Source organism: Paenibacillus sp. AD87 (genome assembly GCF_001659845.1).
Taxonomy (GTDB): domain Bacteria; phylum Bacillota; class Bacilli; order Paenibacillales; family Paenibacillaceae; genus Paenibacillus; species Paenibacillus marchantiae.
In genome coordinates this window covers 2,631,926-2,652,977 of record NZ_LXQN01000007.1, presented here as the reverse complement: position 1 = coordinate 2,652,977, position 21,052 = coordinate 2,631,926, and the positions used below count along the sequence as shown (strand labels likewise).

Annotated in this window: 14 protein-coding genes; 13 read left to right on the top strand and 1 reads right to left on the bottom strand. The window is 45.9% G+C overall.

Annotated elements, in window-relative coordinates:
* The first annotated feature begins 12 nt into the window (after positions 1–12).
* The 9 genes from gpAD87_RS11570 (at position 13) to gpAD87_RS11530 (ending at position 10,852) form a co-directional block, all read left to right on the top strand.
* On the top strand, positions 13–1,287 hold the full coding sequence (locus gpAD87_RS11570; protein WP_064638485.1) for an ABC transporter substrate-binding protein: 1,275 nt from the start codon (positions 13–15) through the stop codon (positions 1,285–1,287).
* Positions 1,288–1,339: 52 nt separating this feature from the next.
* A complete protein-coding gene (locus gpAD87_RS11565; RefSeq protein ID WP_064638484.1) occupies positions 1,340–2,230 on the top strand; it encodes a carbohydrate ABC transporter permease in 891 nt (296 codons plus the stop codon).
* Positions 2,231–2,245: 15 nt separating this feature from the next.
* Positions 2,246–3,127 (top strand): carbohydrate ABC transporter permease, encoded by an 882-nt coding sequence (locus tag gpAD87_RS11560; RefSeq protein WP_064638483.1) that lies wholly within the window; start codon positions 2,246–2,248, stop codon positions 3,125–3,127.
* Between the two features lie 228 nt (positions 3,128–3,355).
* Positions 3,356–4,111 carry a response regulator transcription factor gene (locus gpAD87_RS11555; RefSeq protein ID WP_079696107.1) on the top strand — a complete coding sequence of 252 codons (756 nt, stop codon included), beginning with the start codon at positions 3,356–3,358 and terminating at the stop codon, positions 4,109–4,111.
* Positions 4,080–5,732, top strand: coding sequence for a sensor histidine kinase (locus gpAD87_RS11550; protein WP_064638481.1), 1,653 nt, complete (start codon positions 4,080–4,082; stop codon positions 5,730–5,732). Before gpAD87_RS11555 ends, gpAD87_RS11550 begins: the two co-directional genes overlap by 32 nt.
* A 220-nt stretch (positions 5,733–5,952) precedes the next feature.
* Positions 5,953–7,590 (top strand): extracellular solute-binding protein, encoded by a 1,638-nt coding sequence (locus tag gpAD87_RS11545; RefSeq protein ID WP_064638480.1) that lies wholly within the window; start codon positions 5,953–5,955, stop codon positions 7,588–7,590.
* A 112-nt stretch (positions 7,591–7,702) separates the two neighbouring features.
* On the top strand, positions 7,703–8,644 hold the full coding sequence (locus gpAD87_RS11540) for an ABC transporter permease (RefSeq protein ID WP_082935277.1): 942 nt from the start codon (positions 7,703–7,705) through the stop codon (positions 8,642–8,644).
* Between the two features lie 10 nt (positions 8,645–8,654).
* The gene (locus gpAD87_RS11535) at positions 8,655–9,542 is read left to right on the top strand and encodes a carbohydrate ABC transporter permease (RefSeq protein WP_063565073.1); all 888 of its coding nucleotides are present in this window, start codon (positions 8,655–8,657) and stop codon (positions 9,540–9,542) included.
* Between the two features lie 161 nt (positions 9,543–9,703).
* Complete coding sequence (locus gpAD87_RS11530) at positions 9,704–10,852, top strand: glycoside hydrolase family 76 protein (protein WP_082935089.1); 1,149 nt, start codon at positions 9,704–9,706, stop codon at positions 10,850–10,852.
* Positions 10,853–11,068: 216 nt separating this feature from the next.
* On the opposite strand, the gene gpAD87_RS11525 is transcribed toward gpAD87_RS11530, so the two are convergent.
* A complete protein-coding gene (locus gpAD87_RS11525) occupies positions 11,069–13,123 on the bottom strand; it encodes a GxGYxYP domain-containing protein (protein WP_064638479.1) in 2,055 nt (684 codons plus the stop codon).
* Positions 13,124–13,429: 306 nt separating this feature from the next.
* On the opposite strand from gpAD87_RS11525, the gene gpAD87_RS11520 reads away from it, so the two are divergent.
* From gpAD87_RS11520 to gpAD87_RS11505, 4 genes are all read left to right on the top strand, one after another.
* On the top strand, positions 13,430–14,578 hold the full coding sequence (locus tag gpAD87_RS11520) for a GntR family transcriptional regulator (RefSeq protein WP_064638478.1): 1,149 nt from the start codon (positions 13,430–13,432) through the stop codon (positions 14,576–14,578).
* Positions 14,579–14,745: 167 nt separating this feature from the next.
* Positions 14,746–16,950 (top strand): hypothetical protein, encoded by a 2,205-nt coding sequence (locus tag gpAD87_RS11515; protein WP_064638477.1) that lies wholly within the window; start codon positions 14,746–14,748, stop codon positions 16,948–16,950.
* A 46-nt stretch (positions 16,951–16,996) separates the two neighbouring features.
* The gene (locus gpAD87_RS11510; protein ID WP_064638476.1) at positions 16,997–20,080 is read left to right on the top strand and encodes an alpha-mannosidase; all 3,084 of its coding nucleotides are present in this window, start codon (positions 16,997–16,999) and stop codon (positions 20,078–20,080) included.
* A 44-nt stretch (positions 20,081–20,124) separates the two neighbouring features.
* The gene (locus tag gpAD87_RS11505; RefSeq protein WP_082935088.1) at positions 20,125–21,051 is read left to right on the top strand and encodes an ABC transporter permease; all 927 of its coding nucleotides are present in this window, start codon (positions 20,125–20,127) and stop codon (positions 21,049–21,051) included.
* Position 21,052: the final 1 nt, after the last annotated feature.

Sequence of the window (21,052 nt, the reverse complement as noted above, 5' to 3'; positions counted from 1 at the left end):
AGGAGGGGGCCCATGAAGAAGTTTAAGCTTAAATATATCTCCATGATTGCACTCGTAAGCGCAGTGATAATGGTGTCCGGCTGCCAACCAAGTGGAGCCAACCAGTCCAAGCAGGAGGAAATCACCGTCTGGAGTTTTACGGATGAAGCAGGTTATGCGATTGAGAAATTCGAGGAGAAATATCCGGACATTAAGGTGAACTTTGTCAATATTCCGGGTAATTTCTACATCACCAAGCTTAAGTCTGCACTACAGACAACGTCCAAGGCTCCGGATGTGTTTATGATCGAGAATGCAAATATAAGAGAGCTAATTGATGTGCCTTATCTGGAGAATTTATCGGCAGCACCGTATAACGCCAATGAATTAATTCCAGAGCAATATGCTTTTGTGCAGGCTAATGAGAAGGATAGCGAAGGAAATATTAAAGCGATCGGTTATCAGGGAACGCCTGGAGGTATTTATTATCGGAGAGATCTGGCCAAAGAATATTTGGGTACGGACGATCCGGAGAAGGTAGCGCCGCAAATTGATACATGGGAGAAGATATTCGAGATTGGAGAGAGAGTTGAGCAGGAGAGTGGAAATAAAGTTCATGCCCTTGCCAACTGGAATGCGATATCCAATTCATATGATGGTATCCCTTGGGTTAAGGATGGGAAGTTAGTCATCGATCCCACTTATATGAAGGTGCTTGACCTTGTTCGTGAAGCCCGTCAGCGGCATGTGCTTGCAGAGTTGGATGATGGTAGTGCCGGATATGCGGCTTCGATGCAAAAAGGCCAAGTGATGTTCTATCCAGGAGCAACCTGGGCGTTGCAATACACCTTTAAGGCGAACGCTCCGGATACCGAAGGATTGTGGGGTCTCGCGCCGGGGCCATCCGCTTTTAGTGCCGGAGGAACTTATATTGCAATGTATAGCAAAAGTGACAAAAAGGATCTGGCCTGGAAGTTTATTGAGTTTTATAACTTTGATCATGATTTTCTGTCTGGGCTGGCGAAGGAACAGGACTATTTCACAAGCAACATGGTCGTGAATGATCAGCTTGCGGGATCTGTATCTTCAGCGTACTTGGGAGGACAGAAGCATTTTGAGTTTTTCTCGGAAGCAGCCAAGCAGGTTCCTGTATATGAGCGAACCAAATATGATTCAACCATTAACAATGACATCTTCAAAAATGTTCTCCAGTTGTATCTCAATAATGACATTCAGACCAAAGAAGAAGCCGTAAAACGAATCAATCGTGATGTCAAATTGAGATTTCCGGAGCTGGAAGTGGATTAGCTTAGAAGTAAGCGAATGCCTTTTAATCATCCGATGACTGGGGGTACAAATCATGTTTGCCAAGTCAATCCGCAAAGATCATTACGGATACTATTTCATTGCTCCGTTTTTCATTCTTTTCGCCATATTTGGGCTATACCCCATTCTGTATTCTCTCTATATCAGCTTCACCAACTTTGATGGGATTACCACGCCGGACTTCGTCGGACTCGGTAACTATATTGCTGTTCTGCAAGATCCTTTGTTCTACAAGACATTATTTAATACCCTTTTTATCTGGGGTGTCTCTGTAGTCCCACAACTTACTGTTTCGCTTGTACTCGCCTTTATCCTCAACGACAAGCTACTTAAGGGAAGAGACTTTTTCAGAGCGATTTATTTCTTTCCCAACATCGTTACTGCTGCATCATTGGGTCTGCTTGTGAGTCTGATCTTTGATTGGCAATCCGGCGGTTTGAATCATTTTCTGGTTCAAGTTGGACTTATCGATGATCCAATTAACTGGAAAAATGATCCCTGGTTTATGCGACTGATTGTTTCATCCATTCTGTTCTTTCAATACTTTGGTTACTCCATGGTCATCTATCTGGCAGGGCTTCAGGGTATTGATCCGGCACTGCAGGAAGCCGCTCAAATGGATGGGGCGAAAAAGAAACATATTTTCATTCATATCATCGTTCCAATGCTCCGCCCCATCATTCTATTTCAGATGATCACGTCCATTATTGGGGGTATTCAGATTTTCGATCAGCCGTTTACATTGACGAATGGAACGGGTGGTCCGGATCGTGCAGCCATGACGAGTATTATGTATCTGTATAATGTGGCATTCCAAAGTACACGTTTTGGTTATGGGGCGGCCATTGCATTCTGTCTGTTCATCATCATTATCCTGCTATCGGTCGTATCCTTCATGATGACGAAGCGCAAGAGCCGTGCATAGGGAGGGGGAAATGAAATGCCAACCGTCAAACCAGTCGAACAACAAAAAGTTACTCTACAGCAGTACGATACTGTGAGGCGTCTGACACTGGGCAAAGTCATTATTTATCTGTGTTTGATTAGCCTTGCCGTGCTCTGTATCATTCCATTTTATCTCATGCTCATCTATTCCACACATAATAATGCGACGATTGCATCGACATTTACGTTTCTGCCAGGCCCCTTCTTGCTGGATAATTATACGAACATGGCTTCCAAAATCAATATCTGGCGCGGGTTTGCCAACAGCTTTTTCATTGCCGGAACGTCTACGGTGCTATCTTTGTATATCGGTTCACTAACGGCTTATGGCTTCGCCAAGTTCAAGTTCAAAGGTCGCAACTGGCTATTCCTGTTCTTGCTTGCCACCATGATGGTGCCTGGGCAGCTCGCGCTGATCGGGATGTATCGTCTGTTCAGTACGTTAGGTTTGCTGGACAGCTATGCAGCGATCATTTTGCCGGCAGCGGCGAATGCATTTAATGTGTTTTTTATCAAACAATTTATGGAGAGCAGCATTCCAGACGAGATTATTGAATCTGCACGTGTAGATGGTGCAGGGGAGTTCCGCACGTTCAATCAGATTGTCTTGCCCATTCTGGGCCCGGCCATATCGGCCCTTGGTATATTCACCTTTATCGGTTCGTGGAATAATTTTCTCACGCCGCTGGTCCTGTTTTTCTCCCTGGATAAATATCCGCTTCCGGTACTCGTTGCGCTGGTACAAGGATATTATGGAATGGATTACGGACTGTTGTATTTGGGTGTTGCGATCTCGATCTTGCCTATTATCATTGTCTTTGCGATATTCTCCAGACAAATTATAGGCAGCGTTGCATTAGGTGCGGTTAAGGGATAGCACGTGTACGGAAATAGTCGCCTTTTTGGCGGCTTTTTTTGTTGTTTTACATGATATTTCTATGTCGCTGGGCACTTAAATCACGGACATCGATGCCTGAAAATTGGTGGATTACCTTTTTGAAAGCCCTTTCCTAAATCTATGATATACTACGATATGACTGAATACTATGTACACCAAGATAGTCCCCTTATAGTTTGCCTTCACTTTACTTGCAAAGGAGATGTCATGATGTTTAATGTTCTTGTTGTTGACGATGAGTGCGTGCAAAGAGAAGGCATTAAGGATTTGATCTCTCACTACGGCTTTCCCTTTCAAGTATTGGAAGCCGAGAACGGAAAGAGCGCAGAGCGAATTCTGGTAGAGAACGCGATTGATATCCTCATCACCGACGTCAAAATGCCTCTTATGGACGGACTAGAGCTTAGCAAACAAGCCAGGAAAACGCAGCAGAATATAAAGATTGTGATCTGCAGCGGTTATGATGAATTTGAATATGCCCGCAGTGCCATTCGACTGGGTGTGGTTAATTATTTGCTCAAGCCACTGGTTAGGGAAGAGTTTCTACAGGTGATGGAGGATATCACGCAGATCCGTGCTTATGGCGGAGGTCCCGAACCGGAATCCGTGGAATCGAAGGTCATTCGACAGGTGAAGGATTATGTGAAGGATAACCATCAGAGAGATATTTCATTATCCGAGGCAGCCCACGATGTTTATCTATCTCCAGGGTATTTGAGCATTTTGTTTAAAAAAGAGACTGGGGAGAACTTCTCGAAATATTTGACCGATTATCGTTTGCGGCGTGCAAGCCATCTGCTGGCTCATTCGAATATGAAAATCAATGATATTGCAGGGGCCGTTGGCATCGACAATCATTCTTATTTTGCCAAGCTGTTCAGAAACAGGTTTGGCGTCAGTCCGTTACAGTTCAGAGAGTGCGGGGTGCTTCATGATCGGATGGATCAAGAGCAAATTCAATGATATCAGGTTCCGAAACAAGCTGCTGTTATCCCATTTGGTGATTGCACTCATTCCGATCCTTCTGCTTGGACTGCTCTCCTTCATACAGTCTTACCGTATTCAAATGAAGGAGTTGCGGAGCGAAGCTGAAGCGAGTCTGGAGCAGGTGGCTAACATTATGGATTATAAGATTAATCGCTACAATACGCTAAGTGAGTTCATGGTGCTTAATCGGGACTTATCGCAAATATTTACGAAAGACTACGAAGATAATTATTATAATATGTACCTGGATTTCCGGGACATTCTGGAGCCATTGATCTCGAACATCCGGCTGATGGATGATGATATTGAAGGCATTACCTTTTATACATCCGGGGAGTTATTGGGGATCCGCAATAATATTTTGCCAATTGGGGATCTCAAGAGTAAGGCTTGGTATGACGGATTTCGAGGCAGGCGCTGGATTGTGGATGGGGAGAAGCTTTATCTCGTTCAGGAACTGATCAGCAATCCGAAAGACAGCAATTTTATGGTGATCTCCATTCAGCATGATAGCATCTTTGCAGATCTGGACAATCTGTCGGAACATGTAGCTGTTCATATTGAGGACGCGAAGCAGCATGTGATATTTCAGGAAAACCAAAAGCGTGTTGCTGTGGCCGCAGGTTCGAAAGTTGGGGAGTCTGGCGATCTAAGTCTTAGCCGCTCACTCGCCAACAACGGCTGGACCATTCACTATAATCTGCTGAATACCAATGCGTACGCCAATGCAATGAGTATTTTTCAAATTACGCTGTTTGTCATCATCCTCAGCCTGCTCATTACCTTCCTGCTCATTTATGTCATTTCTAATAACTTTACGCAAAGAATTATCCATATCAAGAACAAGGTGGACAAGGTAGAGCGGAACAATCTGGATGTGGTTATCCGGAGTTCATCCAGGGATGAATTTGGTGAGCTGACTAACGGTATCGGTAAAATGCTGACAAGGATCAACAGCCTGATCTCTCAGGTGTATCACGCCGAAATTGCCAAGAAGGAAAGTGAATATAACAAGTTGATTAGTCAGATCAACCCTCACTTCCTGTACAATACCCTCTCATTTATACGCTGGAGGGCCGAGAAAAAGGCGGATATAGAAACGAGTTATATGGTATCCGCATTAGCCCGTTTCTATAGAACAACACTAAACCAGGGGAAGAATATGGCCACCATTGAGGCTGAGGTGCAGCATATTAAGGCGTATCTGGATTTGCAGCTCATCATGAACGATGGTCGATTTGATGTGGATTACCATATCAATGACGAGGTATTACATACCGAGGTGATTCATTTTATTTTGCAGCCGATTGTAGAAAATGCCATCAAGCATGGTTTTGTGGAGGCAGATGCGATAGATTATCGCATTCACATTGCGGTTAGCGGGGTGGAAGAGGGGATTAAATTAACCGTTCGTGATAACGGTGTTGGCATGACGCCAGTGCAGACGGCAGGGTTGTTAACAGGAGAGAACGGCGGATGTGGTGTTCGGAACGTTAATGACCGAATCAAGCTGTATTATGGTCGGGATTACGGGCTCGTTATTCATAGTGAGCCAGGCAGCGGAACGGAAGTGTCAATCGTCCTTCCTGCAACATGATAGAGTGTATAGTTACATTAAAAACATAGTGCTAGTACGGAAGCGGTTGCTGTTGCGACCGCTTATTTGTTACTGTTATAAACTTTTAATACAGAGAAATAAAGTAAATTGGAGGTCATAAAAAAAGTGTTACATATCCGAAAAATGTGGCATATACGCCAATTTTGAAAACGCATACAATTTGGTTATCAAAAGCAAATCAGATAAAGGGGATGACAGAATGAAGAAGCGCAGTAAGATGGCTACGCTGCTGATCGGAAGCATGATGATAGCTGTAGTCAGTGGTTGTACCGGGGGCAATAACGAGAGTGCACAACCGCAAATTTCACAACAGGACTATGAACCTTATGGTAAATATGAGACACCCGTGGAATTTACGATTGGCCGAAATACTAATCATGTGAACAATCTGCCTGCCGGCGATACCATTGAAAACAATTTGGCTACACGCTATGTAGAAGACCGGGTGAACGTCAAAGCCAAGGTGGCTTGGGAAACAGATGATATGGATCAGAAGCTGTCACTCTCGATGACGACAGGCGACCTCCCGGATGTAATGCTTGTCAGCCGCGAAATATTTAATCAACTGGTGGATAACGATCTCATTGCCGACATGACAGAGGTTTATGAGAAGACAGCATCCGAGGGTGTTAAAAATATTTATGGTTCCTACGGAGATTTGCTGCTGAATCAGGTAAAGGTGGACGGTAAAATCATGGGTCTGCCTATGACGAATATCGGAAACCAGCACCAATTGCTGTGGGTCCGGAAGGATTGGGTGGATAAAGTAGGCGCGAAGCTGCCGGAATCCGTCGAGGATGTATGGAATCTCGCGAGAACGTTTGTGGAGAAGGACGTTTCGGGAACAGGCAAGACGGTAGGTATGGTCATGGATTCCAATGCGATGAACTTTACGCCGATCTTTGCTGCGCACGGTGCCTTTCCGATGAACTGGATTCAGAAGAACGGTCAGGTTGAATATGGATCTGTTCAACCCGAAGTGAAGCAAGCGCTGACAGAGCTGAGCGCCATGTATAAAGAAGGTTTGATTGATAAACAGTTTGCTGTCCGGTCGAGTGAAGAGAAGGAAGCTCTCGTCATCAACGGACAGGCCGGAATGGTGTTTAATCCATGGTGGATCGGCTACACCAACTACAAGGATTCCATCAAACAAGATCCTGAAGCAGTCTGGGTTGCCGTATCTGCACCAGTGGATGAAAATGGCAAGTTCAAGACGATCCGGCAAGATCCGGTGGGCGGTGGTATCGTCGTTGTGAAGAAGGATTTTGCTCATCCTGAAGCGATTATGAAATCAGTCAATTTAACAACGGATTTCCTGTACTCCTTAACGGAGGACGCAATCAATTACAAGAAAGAGCATGCTGACGAGTTGCTCACCGATGCAAGCCGCTGGAACAATGATCCTACCCAGATTCCGATGCAAGTGGATTATGACGATGTGCTGAAGCGGTATTACGATGATCTGATCAAGGCGGATGAGGCCGGAGATGCTTCCGCTGTTCAGGAAGATCGAATGGTTTCTTTCAAGGCCTATCAGGAATTCAAAGAGAAAGGTAATGCGATCGATGCAAACACTTATGGTGAATATCTCTCCCGGATCGAGGGACAGCGTGAGGCGAATAATCCGAATTTGGAAGTGATTCCCGCAGGCTTCTATGGAACAACCGAGACCATGAAGCTGAAGTGGGCGAATCTGCAGAAGCTCGAAGAGGAAACCATGCTCAAGATCATTATGGGGGAAGCCCCTGTAGATGAATTCGATAAGTTTGTCGACACTTGGAAACGTACGGGTGGTGACGAGATTACAGAAGAAGTCAACGAGATGAGCAACAGATAAGGATCGCGTGAGCTTAGGTGTGGAAGCCTGATGGTGGACTTCCGCACGGGCTTTCGTCGATAAAGCCTGTCCAATTAAGCACATGATGGAGGTGGAAAGGACAATGCCGCTAATGGAAACAACCGTTAATCAAGAGCGGGAAGTGCGTTACGGGAGGAAAAAGAAACGTAAAACTTTTGATGAAATGACTTATCATTTTATGCTGCTTCCTGGCATGATCATGCTGTTCATTTTCTCAATTGTACCGATGTTCGGGGTCGTGATGGCATTCCAAAAGTTCATTCCTGCCAAAGGAATATTCGGGTCAAAGTGGGCAGGGCTTTCCAATTTCACATATATGTTTCAACTGCCGGACGCGAAGCAGATTTTCATTAATACATTAGTCATCGCAGTTGGAAAGATTGCTCTAGGGTTGATTGTACCCATCGTATTCGCTCTGCTGTTAAATGAGGTGCGTCTGAAAGTATTCAAGAGTACAATTCAAACCATCGTCTATTTGCCGCATTTTATGTCCTGGGTGGTTTTGGGCACCATGCTGACCATGATCTTTTCCTTCGATGGCATGGTGAACAACTTCCTTGAGTTTCTCGGACTGGAGCGAATTATGTTCTTGGCAAGTAATGACTGGTTTAGGCCGCTGCTCATTGTGACGGATACGTGGAAGGAATTTGGCTACGGGACGATTGTCTATCTGGCTGCATTAACGGCAATCAACCCTGCATTGTACGAATCTGCCGCAATGGACGGCGCAAGTCGCTGGAAACAGACGCTGAATATCACGCTGCCGGGTATGTTCCCAACGATTATCCTGCTGGGTACGCTGAGTCTTGGTAATGTACTGAATGCGGGTTTTGATCAGGTGTTTAACCTGTATAATCCGCTGGTATATGAAACGGGCGATATTATCGATACTTTTGTATACCGTATGGGTCTGATCAACATGCAATATTCATTTGCAACAGCGATTGGACTGATGAAATCGGTGATCAGCTTTGTTCTGATCGTGATTTCCTACAGACTGGCTTCGAGGTATGCGGGGTACAGAATTTTCTAGGAGGGTTAGCATGATTCAATCCAAATCGCTCGGCTCCAGGCTATCCCGCCTGTTGATTATGTTTGCGTTAATTCTGATTACGTTCATGTCCTTGGCGCCGATTGTCAATACCATTATGGTGTCCGTCAGCAGCAGTACAGCTGTTAATGCAGGTCGGGTCTATTTTTTTCCAGTGGAGCTGAATTTCTCATCGTATGGCCAGATTCTGAATGATACGAAGTTTTGGAAGGCTTTTTTCATCTCGGTCGAGCGGGTGGTGCTTGGGGGAGCAATCAACATGTTTTTGACCATTCTCATGGCCTATCCGTTGTCACGAAGCGTCACACAATTCAGATCGAGAAACACATATATGTGGATTATTGTGTTTACAATGCTTTTCAGCGGCGGAATCGTTCCATGGTATATGGTCATCAGCAAGCTGGGGTTAATTAACAGCATTTGGGCGCTGGTTCTGCCGGGGGCAGTTCCTGTCTTTAATGTGATTCTCCTCATGAACTTCTTCAAGGGAATTCCAAAGGAATTAGAGGAGGCCGCATTCATTGACGGTGCCAGTCCGCTTAAAATTCTGCTCAAAATCTTCATCCCCATTTCCATGCCGAGTCTGGCAACGATCATGCTGTTTGTTATTGTTGGGCACTGGAACAATTTCTTTGACGGCATCATTCTGATTAACGACAGCTCCAAAATCCCGCTCCAGACCTATCTGCAGCAGCTCAGCCTCACACGTGATCAGATGCAGAATCTTTCGGTCGAACAGCTGCAGCAGTTCAATAAAATCTCCAATACAACGTTGAATTCTGCCAAAATTCTGGTATCCATGATTCCCATTCTGATGATATATCCTTTTCTGCAACGTTATCTAATCCACGGAATCGTACTTGGAGCCGTAAAAGAATAGTTCTGGTTATCAGCATCATCTGCAGTTCTGCCTGAGAAATATGGAAGGGGGTGAAGGAACACCGTCAGGGACAGGCGTGAACAGAGCTGGAGCAAGGGATTGACACTGCTTTACGGGTAAAACTGTTAGTTATAAGTCGATTGGAGAAGGGAAGGGATCTGATGAGCAAAAGGAAAATGGTGAGCCTCACGCTGGTACTCAGCATTATTCTGGTCACCACCATGGGGGCAACAAGCGGTGGCAAGAATCGCTATGCAGATCAGGCGCAGTGGTCGCAAGAGAAGCTGTATGAATACTACTGGAACGATGCATCAAAAATGATGAATAATGCTTACCCATCAACACCAGAAGGTGAACAGGCCTTAAATTACTGGTGGAAGGCTCATGCGGTCGATGCATTGGTGGACGGATACGAACGTACAGGAGACAAGGCCTACACTGAGCGTGCGGAAGAACTCGTTCGCAGTATCATTGCACGAAATGGTTCACTTCACAATGAATTCTACGATGATATGGAATGGCTCGCGCTCGCCGGGCTTCGTCTGTATGATGCAACAGGCAGTGAAGAGATGAAGGGATACGTAATGGAGTTGTGGGATGACATCAAGACCGCCTGGTGGGAAGATGAGCTTGGCGGTATGGCTTGGAAAAAGGATCAGCGTTATAACCGAAATGCATGTTCCAATGGACCTGCCGCTATCTTGGCTGCAAGGTTGTATGAACGTTTTGGCGATGAGCGGGATCTGGAATGGGCCAAAAAAATATATGATTGGGAGAAACAACATCTGGTTAATCCGAAAACGGGCCTGGTAGCGGATGGTTTGGTACTGAAGGAGGATGGCACACTGGATGTGAATGAAGCATGGATCTTTACGTACAATCAAGGCACGTTTATCGGAGCGGGTGTTGAACTCTACCGGATTACAGGAAAGAAGACGTATTTGAAAGATGCCGAGAAAACCGCAGCTGGTTCTTTGAAAACCTTAACGGATGAGAAGACGGGCATATTTAAAGAGGACGGCGACGGGGACGGTGCGTTGTTCAAAGGCATCCTGATCCGCTACATGGTTGAGTTGTATGAAGTCGGGCATAACAAGAGCCTGAAAAAGGCAGTCTATCGCAATGCCGATGCCTTACTGAAAGGTAGCCGGGACACTGGATTATTCGGTCAGGCATGGGGTAAAGCAGCCCAGAACCCACTCGACCTTACGGCTCAGCTCAGCGGCGTATTTCTGCTGGAAGGAGCTGCTAAGCTGGAAGACGGCAAAGCGGATAAGCCAGGTAAACCGGATAGACCAGTGAAGAAGTAGCCATTTGAGTGGAAGATAGGTTAATAGGATAGTAATTATTAGAGGTCAGCGCCTGCATAAGTCTTTCCAAGAGAAAGATCATGCGGTGCTGTTATGTTCCGGTGTCACTGTTAAATGGTAAATCAGCGGTGAGGCTTCATTCGAAAAAAGCATCGTACCCCATTACTCAGGGTACGATGCTTTGATGCGTCTGCAAATTCATTGTAAGTATGGTGATTACTTGCTAGCGGGTAAGTTGTAGCTTTCTCGGATTAAGGAGAAATAGTCATCAGCACGGACAACCTTGAATTCTGTTCCGAGTTCTTCGGTGATCGCCAGTGCATCGGATGGAGTCGTACTCCATGCAAGCAATCCAAGGGAAACGAACAATGGCGATTTACCATCCCAATTCGCTTTCGCTTCCTTCAGCACCTGTAATCCATCCTGCACGGTACTTATCCCACGAATTGTGGATACGGGCAGGCTATCATCAACGATTTCCACACCATAGTTGTCTTCATAGCTGATGAATAAGCCGGGTGCATGATAATCCTGTGCATAAGCCTTGGCTTTAAATGGCGTGAGAGGTACATTCTCGCTGTCTACACGGTTCAACACATAAGGAATGGTCATGCCAGTCTTTTTCATATATTTTTCAGTTTGCTGCAAAAATTGCCGGAAGCTTGAGTCGGGCCATGCCTCTGGATAGAAGTATCCTGCACCGGATGGTCCTGCGATCAGCAGATCATTTGGGGTTGCGGTGTTCACATAATAATTCAATATTGCTGGTGCACCTTCGTAGAGAAGCGGGCTTGAAGTCCAGTTAATCGGAACCTTACCCCTGGCCGGATCATCCCACATCACACGCATGCGATGCTGGTTATACTGAAAATTATCGCCTTCCGTAAAGGTATACGTTACATAGATTTTGTTCTCCAGCGCAGGTCGCGGAGATTTTTTCACCGGGGTGAGATTCGGTTTTGTCCCCGAGAAAACAGTCAGGTTGCTGAACCAATCGGCTGCAAGAACATAGACGCCATATCGAGATGCGATCTCAACGGAGCTGAACTCACCTTCGACATCATTGCTAAACCAGCCAAGGTAGGGAGTTCCGGGTTTTACATCAGACATGATCTTCTCGAAGAGTGCTTTTTGCTCAGGTATATTGGAATCCAGCCAGAATACCATCGCTTTATTAGCGACTGCATAATCCCTTAAATATGCATAGGGCTCCCGTTGCTCAGCGGAGAGAGGGCGGATATTACCCGCGGATACTTTATACTGATTCCACATGTCCACTTCAGCCGTCAGGTTCTGAGTACCCGCAGGAGGAGTGAATTCATACACAAAATAATTGCCATTATCAGCGAAACGATGGCCGCCTTCTCCTTCAGCAACCTTGGAATTCTGTCTGTCATAGAGGAATTGTTCTTCTTCCGATGTTCCTGCGATAAAGTTAGCGATCTCTTTTCCATCCGCCTTGACCGTAATCTCATGTACAGCCGGTCCCCAGCCATCCTGAGTGAAAGCGTCATCAAATCGGAGATATACTGAAGATTTTCCCAAGAGTGAAGAAAGGTCCAGGGAATACGTGTCACGGTTGCTTGCATCTCGAATCTGTTGTTTTTCCTCCGCAATCGTAACAAAGGATTCAGGCATGCCGGATGGAATGCGAATCGCCGTATCCGGATCAAGTCCAATTAACATCTGGTGGTTCGTTTTCTTCCACAGATTCTCATATTGCCAAGTATAGGCATCTATCCGACTATTGAATTTACCCCGCAGGTCATCTACAATTTTCAATTTGTAAGGGGCTTTGGACAATTTGACTGCTAACTCGGGACTGGCAACCACAGCATTCTTCAGTCCTGCGAGCGTGGTTGCTACGTTGATTGTATCAGGTACTTGGGGATCATATACAACCATGCCTTTGACTTCGCTGCGATAAGCAGAGAACACTTCCCAATAATCTTGATGAAGCGTGTAAGGCACCTTGATGTCCTTAAGCCAGGTCAATTTTCCTTCTTCCTGGGACTCAATCAGATAGATTCGGGGTTGCTCTCTGTTAACGATTCCCTGTAATGTTCCCAGCAATAATTTGATATCACCTGGCGCATCATAGATGTCGGCTGCATCCAAATGTTTCGGCTTTTTGAAACTTGGTAGTTCACGGTGTTTGGACCCATCAGGTTTGGCTGTCTGTACATCCGTTTCCGTAGCTGAAGCAGCGCCGGCGGTTAATGAAAAAGCGCATATGAGAGCTAAACAGAGCATCGTGAATCTACGAGCCATGGCGAATTCACTCCTTGTTATAGTCAAGAATTAGAGCTGTGCCTTCGTAATACCCACCCTCCTTTTTTGGTCAAAAGCCAATCCACACATCTCTATCCAACACATATTAAATATATTCATATATAATTTTACAAGGGGTTCGACAAAACTTCCCATTATTCCTGGAAATCAGGCATATTAAATGCGATGATATCAAGGAGATGTTCTTTGCAACTGCAGATAAGATCAGCTTGTTTATTGCACTTGCAGGTGAAAGGATATATTATATATCTCAAATATTATGAATGAATTGGTGATGTGATCAAAATGAGTACAAATGATCGAATTCCACTGTATCAACAAATCCAGGACTATATCAGACATGTCATAACTTCAGAAAATATGAAACCCGGTGATCGCATACCAACAGAGAAGGAACTGATGGATCAGTTTCAGGTCAGTAAAATTACAGTTGCCAATGCCTTGACCGGATTAGCAAATGAAAAGTTAATTGCGCGTGTGCCGGGGAAAGGTAGTTTTGTAGCTGAAGAAGCGGATAATGCTTCTGTGACATTAACACAAGCGAACACAATGAAAGGCAGAGAGGGAACGCTATCTACTGGTATGATTGGCATCATTGTGCCCTCCATCCATGATTATTTTGCCATCAGGCTCGTTGAGGGAATTGAGCAAGCCTTGCGTGACGAAGGATATCGCAGCATGATCATGTTTACGCATGGCAAGGTGGATAAAGAGAAGGATGTCATCAAGGAAATGAAGGCTCTTGGGGCAGAAGGTCTGTTAATCTTTCCTGTCGATGAAGAGAACTACAACGAGGAGATCCTTGGCATGAAGCTCTCGGGTTTTCCTTTTGTACTGATGGACCGTTATTTGCCAGGGGTCGAGACACATTATATTGCGGCAGATGGCAGACGGGGCACAAGGCTAGCTGTGGAGCATCTATGGGAGCTGGGACACCGGGATATCGCTATTTGCTCGGATTCTCCCCTTCAGACAGTTACGGTTCAGGAGCGGATCGAAGGTTATATTGAGGCTTTAAAAGGCAAAGGCGCGTTAATTAATCCTGCTCATATGATCACAGATTTCCAACCGTTAACTGAACTTAAGGAAGCGGAGGCCCACCCTTTGTATCGATATATCCAAAATCGAATGGTCACAGCCTATGTTTCGCTTAACGGCAGGTTGGGTGTGCAAATCTATCAAATGGCCAAGCAAGCAGGGCTTCAAGTGCCTGAAGATGTATCGATAGTAAGCTTCGATGATCCCACCTCAATCGTGGAGGAATTCAGTATATTTACCCATGTTAAGCAATTTGAGCGGGATATGGGGTATCGGGCGGCTGCTAAATTACTGGAAGTATTACGTGGTCATGGGGAAGCGAAAAGTTATAGCAAAATGCTGATTGAACCCGAGCTGGTCGTACGTCAAACCACCGGAACGGTTCCTCGAACTTAAAGTTCACAAGAAAAGAAAACCTTTTCCGTAGAGAAGCGGAGAAGGTTTTTTTATGTTTGCATAAAAAACATATTGAATATATTCATATCATATATTATAGTCTAGAAAAAGATGGATAGTCATACATTGCAACCCAAATCAAATACGAGCTTGGGGAGGTTAAGAAAATGGCACGAGATCGAAAGGAAGAGCGTACGGGATTTCAAGAATCTGCTGCTTACCATCCGGATTATGATTTACAGACAGACTTTGTGATGGTTTACGGGATTGATGAGTCGATGCAGGAACGCATTCTGAAGTGGAAAGAAAAAGGATATGTGGTTCATTTGATGACAGGAGTTGCTTGGGGGACCTACAACAGCTATTTGGATGGTGAGGTCGATGGAGCAACACATTGGGATGAAGCTCAAATGGACCGGGAAGGCAACATGATTCTTCATGGGAGCGAGCCAGTCATTCCATACATGGTGCCTACCATTTCCTTTGGTCATTACATAGCGGATCGAATACGTATTGCTGTTGACGCCGGTGTGGAAGCCATCCATCTGGAGGAACCTGAATTCTGGGTAAATGGAGGCTATTCGGAAGCTTTTAAACGGGAATGGCAGTTGTATTACAAAGAGCCTTGGATTCCGCCACATGCTTCACCTGATGCCCAATTTCGAGCTTCCAAATTAAAAGCGTATTTATATACACGTGTCCTGGACCGATTATGTGCCGAGATGAAGGACTACGCGTTAAAACGTTATGGTCGTGTCCTTCGCTTTTATGTTCCGACTCATAGTCTGATTAATTACACACAGTGGCGTATTGTCAGTCCACAATCTCAGCTTCTAGAGCTACCCTCCATCGATGGGTATATTGCACAGATCTGGACCGGGACATCCCGAACCCCCAATGTGTATGAAGGGTTGCGTAAGGAACGTACGTTTGAAACCGCTTACCTTGAATATGGCGTCATGCAGGAACTGGTTCGTGGGACCGACAGACGAATGTGGTTCCTGCATGATCCGATCGAAGATAACCCGAATTATACCTGGGCTGATTACCGCCAGAACTATTTAAAAACGGTGGTTGCCTCACTGCTGCATCCCGGGGTCGCCCATTATGAAGTCGCACCTTGGCCTCGACGAATCTTTCAAGGCACTTATCCATCCGAGGATGGCTCTGGCAAGGAGCAAATTCCGTCAGACTATGCCACAACTTTGCTTCAGGTCATGCACACTCTTGGTAACATGAATCAGGATGTGATTGAAACAGCAGAGGAGACATTCCAAGTTGGCGTTTTTATTGCAGACTCAGCGATGTTTCAACGAATGAAGTCAGATCCCAATGCAGCTCATGCCGGTAAATACGATGGAACAGATCCTGAAGGATTCCAGGAGGATGGCGATACAGAACTACTCGATTTTTCTCCTTTTTACGGTCTGACACTGCCGTTATTGAAACATGGTATTCCTGTCCGTCCACTTCAACTGGATAATGTAAGGCGGTATCCGGGTTACTTGGCAACTTATCGTGTGCTCATACTGAGCTATGAATTTATCAAACCGGAATATCCGGACATTCATTATGCCCTTGCACAGTGGGTACAGGATGGTGGAGCGTTAATCTATGTAGGCGATGACAGCGACCCGTATCACGATATTCGTGCATGGTGGAACCATGACCGCAAGCATGAGCAGTCAGATCAGACGTATAACTCCCCTCGAGCACATTTGTTTGAACAACTAGGTCTAAAAGATAAGAGGCAAGGTGTCAATAAGGTAGGAAAAGGGGTGGTTTACTGGCTGGATGAACATCCGGCTGACTTCACTTTATCGAAGGCAGGGGCTGATCGGCTGCGCCAATCTGTCAAAGAAACGATGGAAGCTGTCCACGGACCAGAACTACAGTGGGAATCGAAACCATATTTCAAAATTAGACGAGGTCCCTATCTAATCGTATCGGTGCTCGATGAATCGGTCAGCGAAGAGGCAGTAGTCATTCCAGGTCCGATTGTGGATTTGTTCAATTCAAAGCTCTCAGTGCTGAGCCAGGTGACCCTAAATCCGGGAGAGCAAGCCTTGCTCTATGATATTGAAGCGAGTCGTCCAACGGATGGAGAAGTATCCGTCATTGCTGCTTCTTCCCGAATAGAAGGTCTATCTCAGTCGGCCACAGGTTTTCGATTCATTGCAAGAGGACCTTCCAACATGAAGGCAACAGCAAGGTTGTATTGCAAGGCCAGACCATTATCTGCCCAGTATGTCATTCAAGAGCAGATGGTCCCCGTGGTATGGGAATGGGACCCGGATTCAAAGACAGTGCTTCTTCAGTACGAACATGGCAATGAGAACAATGCAGAGGTTCATGTCCGCTGGACTTGCTGAATTCACAATACAACCTGATTGATGTAACAGAGAGGAGTATACTAGCATGCCCTACGAACCGATAAGGCCAGAACGGTTAAAACAGATGTTAAACAAACTTCGGGAAGCCATATATGGGCCGATTGCCGAATTAGAAGTGACGGCTTGGATTACACCAGAGCCCGTACCTTACGAGGAACGGATGACCGGCACGAAAGTGACACTCAAGCAAGGAGAACAATGGGGAGAGTTATGGGATTGTGCCTGGTTCCGTTTTGCAGGTAATCTTCCGGCAGTCACAGGTAACCAAACCACGGTCCTCTTGCTGGATGTCAACGGTGAGCTGTGTCTGGTTGACCATGAAGGGTCACCTATCCAAGGGTTGACGACGATTAACTCCGAATTTGATTTTTCATTAGGTCTGCCTGGGAAACGAGTCGTGCAGCTCCATGAGACATCTGTAAATGGACAGGAAGTTGAAGTGTGGGCAGATGCAGGCAATAACGATCTGTTCGGCAAGTATCGGGGAGGGACGTTGAAAGAAGCACTTATCGCCTACTGTAGGGAAGATATTCGGGAACTATATTACGATACCGAGGTGCTCTTGGAGACCGCAGAGCAGCTCCATGACGGTTCCGCTCGGAAGGAGAGAATCTATCAGACGCTCTATGATATTTCAGTACAGTTGATCGATTTCTCGAAAGAGAGTGTCGAGCAAGCGAAGAATCGACTACATGAACAGCTAACCCTGCAGGGGGGCGATCCGGTCTTAACCCTAAGCGCTGTGGGTCATGCTCATATAGATTTGGCCTGGTTATGGCCGATCCGTGAAACGATCCGTAAAGGAGCTAGAACGTTCTCAACTGTGCTTCGCATGATGGAGCGTTATCCTGATTATGTGTTCGGAGCGAGCCAACCGCAGCTGTACGATTGGATGAAGCAGCATTATCCCAAGCTGTATGAGCAGATCAAGGAACGTGTACGTGAAGGCAGATGGGAACCGCAAGGCGCCATGTGGGTAGAATCGGATACCAATGTGCCTGGTGGTGAATCACTCGTACGCCAGATTTTGTATGGCAAGCGTTATTTCCAGCAGGAATTTGGTCTGGAAATGAAATCGCTCTGGATGCCTGATGTATTCGGCTACTCGGCAAGTTTGCCCCAGTTATTAAAGAAATCCGGTGTGGATTACATGATGACCCAGAAGCTCTCCTGGAGTGAGTATAACCGACATCCTCATCATTCCTTTCTATGGGAGGGAATTGATGGTTCAGCTGTATTAACACATATGCCACCAGAGGATACTTACAACAGTCCTGCAGCTCCGCGTTCGATCATCAGTGCTGAACAGGGGTATCTGGATAAAAATGTATCAAACCATGCGCTAATGCTCTTTGGTATAGGAGACGGAGGCGGAGGGCCTGGCGAAGAGCATTTGGAGCGGCTGACACGGGAGAAAAACCTGCTTGGCTTGTCCCCTGTTATACAGGAACCTTCTTGGAAATTTTTCGAACGACTTAATGAAGAACGTGAACGGTTCCAGACATGGCGCGGTGAGCTTTACCTGGAGAAACATCAAGGAACCCTGACCAGTCAGGCGCGAAGTAAGTGGTATAACCGGAAGATGGAGAAAGCACTGCGCGAATTGGAGTTCGCCTCAGTACTTGTGGCTTCACAGCTAGGCAAGTCTTATCCGTCCGAGTCACTGGAAACGATATGGAAGGAAGTCCTCTTGTATCAGTTCCATGATATCCTTCCGGGGTCTTCCATCAAGCGTGTGTACGATGAGTCACTCATACGATATGAAGAACTTTTAGATCAGACAGAAAATATGATCAACGAAACCTACAGCCATATGGCAGACCAGATCTCTTCAAATATCGAATCCTCATCCAGCTGCTCCGTGGTGATATTCAATTCATTGCCTTGGGAGCGTCAGGAATGGATTCACACGAATGGAAACTGGCGCAAGGTTCAGGTTCCATCCATGGGATACACAATGGTATCAGATCATGTGGACCAGGGTGCTATAGATGAAATCGCATCATGCGCCCAGTTAGTTCCGGGAATACAAGAGTCGGAATTTCACGTTTCCGCTGAAGAACGCTGTGTGGAGAACGACACATTCATCGTGAAGTTTGATCGGAATGGAGCCATTATCTCCATCCAGGACAAGGCTGAAGCGCGGGAAGTCATTCCGCAAGGTCATCCGGGAAATGCACTTTGTGTGTATCACGACGAAGGAGATGCTTGGGATTTCAGTCATGACTATTCCGCACATACAGGTATGCCATTAACGCTTCATGACATTCGCGAGCTTCGTGAAGGACCAAAAGTCGGGTTGGTCTTCGAATATAACTATGGAGAATCCACTCTGATCCAGACGGTGGTTCTGACAGAAGGCAGCAGACGAATTGATTTCGAGACGACCGTGGATTGGAGAGAGAATGGTAAAATGCTTCGTACTTCATTCCCGGTGAATATCCGTACAGATCAGGTTCACTGTGAGATCCAATTTGGCAGTTTGACCAGACCAACTCATCGGAATACCATGTGGGACTTCGCCAAGGATGAGATATGTGCTCATCAGTGGATTGACTTATCGGAGCCGGATTATGGAGTCGCATTGCTTAATGATTGTAAATATGGTCATAGAGCCATCGATAATGTGCTTGGTCTGAATTTGCTGCGCAGCAGCTCGTATCCTGATCCGGAAGCGGATCGTGCGGAGCATACGTTCACCTATTCGTTATATCCGCATCAAGGCAACCATGTTCAGGCTGAGATCTATCGAAGAGGTAATGAACTGAACATCCCGCTTCGTACAGTTTCCTTATCATCTGTATCTGGTAAGCAGAACGGTAAGCTCCCATATTCGAAAACATTTCTTCAGCCGGATCATCCGCACATCATGGTGGAATCCGTCAAAAAAGCCGAGGATGGAGACGACATCATCGTCCGTCTATATGAAACTTCGGGAACACATGCCACCACGGCATTACATCTTGGATTCCATATAGCAGAAGCGTGGACGACTGATCTTATGGAAAATATCATTTCACCCGTTTCATTTGCAGGAGCATCCGAGATGGCTTTATCCTTCACGCCATTTGAAATCATCACGTTACGATTGAAGCAAGGACAGCTATAGCTGGGATGGTTGACCGTCCATCATGAGAAAGGAGAGGTTGGAATGTGATCAAGACACGAGTGAGCAACAATCGATTGATGAAGCGAATCTGGCAGCATAAACTCTTTTATTTGTTTATGCTGCCCGGAATCGTCTGGTTTTTCCTGTTCTCCTATGTACCGCTATATGGAATTCAGGTTGCTTTTAGGGATTACAATTTCGTAGGCGGATTTACCGGAAGTCCATGGGCAGGCCTTAAGTACTTTCAACAGTTCTTCAATTACTACCAATCCGGTGACATCATCCGTAACACGATCATCATCAGTCTCATGAAACTGCTTATTGGCTTCCCGATGCCAATCATTCTTGCACTCCTCTTAAATGAAGTCAGAATGATTAAATTCAAAAAGACGGTTCAGACCCTTTCCTACTTACCTTATTTCGTATCCTGGATCGTTGTGGTTACGCTGATGCAACGGCTCCTAACGCCGTATGGGGGGCCAGTCAATGACTTATTGGGTTCATTTGGAGCGGAGTCGATCCAGTTCCTGAACAATCCAACATGGTTCTATCAGATGATCGTCGGTTCAGACATCTGGAAGAATATCGGTTGGAATTCCATCATCTTTATGGCCGCGATTGCGGGTATTGATCAGCAACTTTACGAAGCTGCCAAAATGGATGGTGCGGGACGCTTCAGACAGATGTGGCATGTATCGCTTCCAGGTATCCGCAATGTAGCTATCATATTATTCATACTCGCTGTGGGCAGTCTGATGAGCGCAGGTTATGAACAACTGCTTCTCCTGAATGGACCGGCAACCGCAAGTCTTGGCAGTGTACTGGACGTGCATGCCATTAACTCCGGGATTCGAGAAGGACGTCTCAGTTACGCTGCAGCTGTAGGACTATTCCAAAGTGTTATCGCACTCATTCTGGTTGTAACCGTTAATCGCATCGCCCGCAAAGTCAGTGATGTATCCCTGTTCTAAG